We start from the raw sequence: 1,521 nt of genomic DNA on the forward strand, positions 1-1,521 counted from the left end.
GCCCCCTCGCCCCACGACGCACGCCCCGCGCGGGGGCGGCCGAACCCCGACCGAACTCCGACCGAAAGGCAACGCTTCCGTGAACTCCCCGCTCACCGAGGCCGCCGGGCCCTGGATCCGCAGGTTCCACCCGCGCCCCGACGCCCGTGTCCGGCTGGTCTGCCTGCCCCACGCGGGCGGCTCCGCCAGCTTCTACTTCCCCGTCTCCCGGGCCATGCCCGAGGACGTGGACGTGCTGTGCGTGCAGTACCCCGGCCGCCAGGACCGCCGTGGCGAAGCGCTCGTGGACTCCCTGCCGGCGCTCGCCGACAAGGTCCACCAGGCGCTCCTGCCCTGGGCCGACCGGCCCCTCGCCCTGTTCGGCCACAGCATGGGCGCCTCCCTCGCCTACGAGGTCGCCCGCCGCCTGGAACGGGACCAGGACATCGTGCCCGCCGCCCTCGTCGCCTCCGGCCGCCGCGCCCCCTCCAGGCACCGCGCCGAGACGGTCCATCTGCGCGACGACGACGGCCTGGTCGCCGAGATGCGCGCTCTCAGCGGCACCAACCCCCAACTGCTGGGCGACGAGGAGATCCTGCGCATGATCCTCCCGGCCGTCCGGGCGGACTACCGCGCGGCCGAGACGTACACCTGGGAACCCGGACCGCCCCTGCGCTGCCCGGTGACCTGCCTCGTCGGCGACGACGACCCGAAGGTCACGGTGGCCGAGGCCGCCGCCTGGTCCGAGCACACCGAAGGCCCCTTCGCCCTGAAGGTGTTCCCCGGCGGCCACTTCTTCCTGGCCGAACACCAGCCGGAGATCATCCGCCTCATCACCGCCCGGCTGGAGGCGCCCGTCCGGCCATGAGGGCGGCCGGGGTGACCCGCGTCGCATCCGAGCGGGCAGGGCTTGCTATGCAACGAGTTGCATAGAAGGATCGACGGCATGGCGCTCGAACACGCGATCCTGGTGTCGCTCTTGGAGAAGCCGGGCTCCGGCTATGAGCTGGCCCGGCGCTTCGAGCGCTCCATCGGCTACTTCTGGACCGCGACCCACCAGCAGATCTACCGCGTGCTCAAACGCATGGAGAACGACGGCTGGGTCGACGCCCGGGACGTCCCGCAACAAAGCCGGCCGGACAAGAAGGAGTACAGCGTCGCCGACCTCGGCCGCGCCGCGCTGTCCTCCTGGCTGCACGACCCGATCGAGCCGGAGAGCGTCCGCCACGACCTGGCCGTCAAGATCCGGGGCGCCGCCTTCGACGATCCGGCCGCCCTGATCCACGAGGTTCAGCGGCACCGCCAGGCGCACCGCGACCGGCTGACGCACTATCTCGCGGGCCAGGCACGGGACTTCACGGAGCCCGAGCCCGCGGCCCGCCCGGCCGATCCCGGGGCGCCGCCCGACGCGGAGCGCGAACTCCAGTACGCCGTGCTGCGCGGCGGCATCGCCTACGAGCGGATGATGATCGGCTGGCTGGACGACGTGCTCGCCACGCTGGCCCGGTTCGGTCCGGACCGCTGATCCCCGCCGGCCCGGCC

The 1,521-nt window shown here is 73.1% G+C and carries 2 protein-coding genes; both read left to right on the plus strand.

Annotated features, from left to right (window positions below):
* Positions 1-79 precede the first annotated feature (79 nt).
* On the plus strand, positions 80-847 hold the full coding sequence (locus tag CCN72_RS35330; protein ID WP_086812455.1) for a thioesterase II family protein: 768 nt from the start codon (positions 80-82) through the stop codon (positions 845-847).
* A 78-nt stretch (positions 848-925) separates the two neighbouring features.
* A complete protein-coding gene (locus CCN72_RS35335; RefSeq protein WP_086812457.1) occupies positions 926-1,504 on the plus strand; it encodes a PadR family transcriptional regulator in 579 nt (192 codons plus the stop codon).
* Positions 1,505-1,521: the final 17 nt, after the last annotated feature.

Source organism: Streptomyces murinus (genome assembly GCF_002154555.1).
GTDB lineage: Bacteria > Actinomycetota > Actinomycetes > Streptomycetales > Streptomycetaceae > Streptomyces > Streptomyces murinus.